The sequence below is a fragment of the Acinetobacter sp. 1566109 genome, from assembly GCF_000582255.1.
GTDB lineage: Bacteria > Pseudomonadota > Gammaproteobacteria > Pseudomonadales > Moraxellaceae > Acinetobacter > Acinetobacter nosocomialis.
The window spans coordinates 1-1394 of record NZ_JEYB01000179.1 but is presented as its reverse complement, the minus strand read 5'-3'; the positions used below and the strand labels follow the sequence as shown (position 1 = coordinate 1394).

3 protein-coding genes are annotated in these 1394 nt (G+C 35.4%); all 3 read right to left on the bottom strand.

Annotation, left to right across the window (positions count from 1 at the left end; translation table 11 throughout):
- The coding region (locus J582_RS25220; RefSeq protein WP_032048270.1) for a transposase at nucleotides 1–260 on the bottom strand (260 nt) is incomplete at its 3' end.
- A gap of 12 nt (nucleotides 261–272) precedes the next feature.
- Complete coding sequence (locus J582_RS25215; RefSeq protein ID WP_228131718.1) at nucleotides 273–734, bottom strand: hypothetical protein; 462 nt, start codon at nucleotides 732–734, stop codon at nucleotides 273–275.
- Nucleotides 735–1086: 352 nt separating this feature from the next.
- Nucleotides 1087–1394: integrase core domain-containing protein (locus tag J582_RS25210; protein WP_032023782.1), on the bottom strand; the 308-nt coding region annotated here is incomplete at its 5' end.

Genomic DNA, 1394 nt, shown 5'->3' with positions numbered 1-1394 from the left:
ATCTCATTGGCGCGTTGCAGTTCTTTATTTTCGCGTTCGAGTTGTTTGATACGTTCTTGGTCTGAAAGCTGCTGTACTTTAACTGGATTTTGTTTATCTAAATATTTTTGATACCAAACACGAAGTGTTTCAGGAGTACAACCAATCTTAGGCGCAATTGCTGTGATCGCAGCCCAATTCGATGGATAATCTTTTTCGGATTCAATCAATAATTGAACCGCTCTATCTCTGATTTCAGGGGTGTATTTTACTTTTTTCATCGGGACATTCTCTCAAGAAAAGTGGTCTCCGACAAACCCGGTACGGTTCATAGGAAGAATCTGAAGATCAATTCCATTTTTTCTAATAAAAATATATGCAATCTGTGATCCATTAGTTTTTGTTAAGATTTTTCTATAAGTTGCACTATGAGGTCTCAGTAATATCCATCCTGAATCTATTAATTTTTTTGTGAAAACTTCAGGAGTCGCAACTCCAAATATAATAGCTGAGTTAGACGGAGGGCATAAATTACCATGATCATCAATAGAACATTCTGATTTTTTACAAAGGATGAAGCCTTTACAATCCCAATTTAAATATTCTAATTTTAAAACTGTAGCAAATCTTAATTGTCCATCTGTTCGACGAACTAGCACAATGTCATTCACCTTAAGATCTGTACGAAAACACTGCACAGGATATTTTTTATCGGTAAAATCAGTATAACTAACAAAGGCAATGATATAGCTCATGTCTTAATTATTCCAACAAGCTTATGTTATTTAACATATTAAAACTTGGTAGATCATCATAAGTTAAAGAGTCTAACTCCTTAAATGGAGAGCTTATGTTAAGTATCTTACCAATTAGTAGTTGATGATCAGAATTTAACTGGACATTACTAAGATTTAACCGGCAAAGATCATATGATATACGCTGAATTATCAGGAGACTTTCCCTTGGGAGATTCTAGGCAGCCAACTTATAAAAGTCTTCGGCCATTTGATTTGGTGTCTTAAAACCCAAACCCTTTTGAATTCTTCGATGATTATAAAATAATTCAATTGAACCGTACCGGGTTTGTCGGAGACTTTTTTATTTAAGTTAGGCCACCTGACCTAACGGATTAATCTTATCATAGTACATTGCTTCAAACTCAAAAGGCGATACATAACCCAGTGCACTGTGTACACGCTTTTTATTGAACCAATCTACCCAGTTTAGTGTCGCAAGTTGTACATCTGCTAAACCTTGCCAATCTGCTTTTAAATATTCAATCACCTCTGTTTTGTATAAGCCATTCACCGTTTCAGCCAAAGCATTATCGTATGAATCACCAGTCGTACCGACTGATGCTCGTAAATTTGCAGCTTCTAAACGATTGGTATAGCGAATAGAAAGATATTGAACAC

Bases quoted from the DNA above. Each gene is read 5' to 3' on its own strand.
- J582_RS25215 (WP_228131718.1), bottom strand. From the start codon at position 734: ATGAGCTATATCATTGCCTTTGTTAGTTATACTGATTTTACCGATAAA.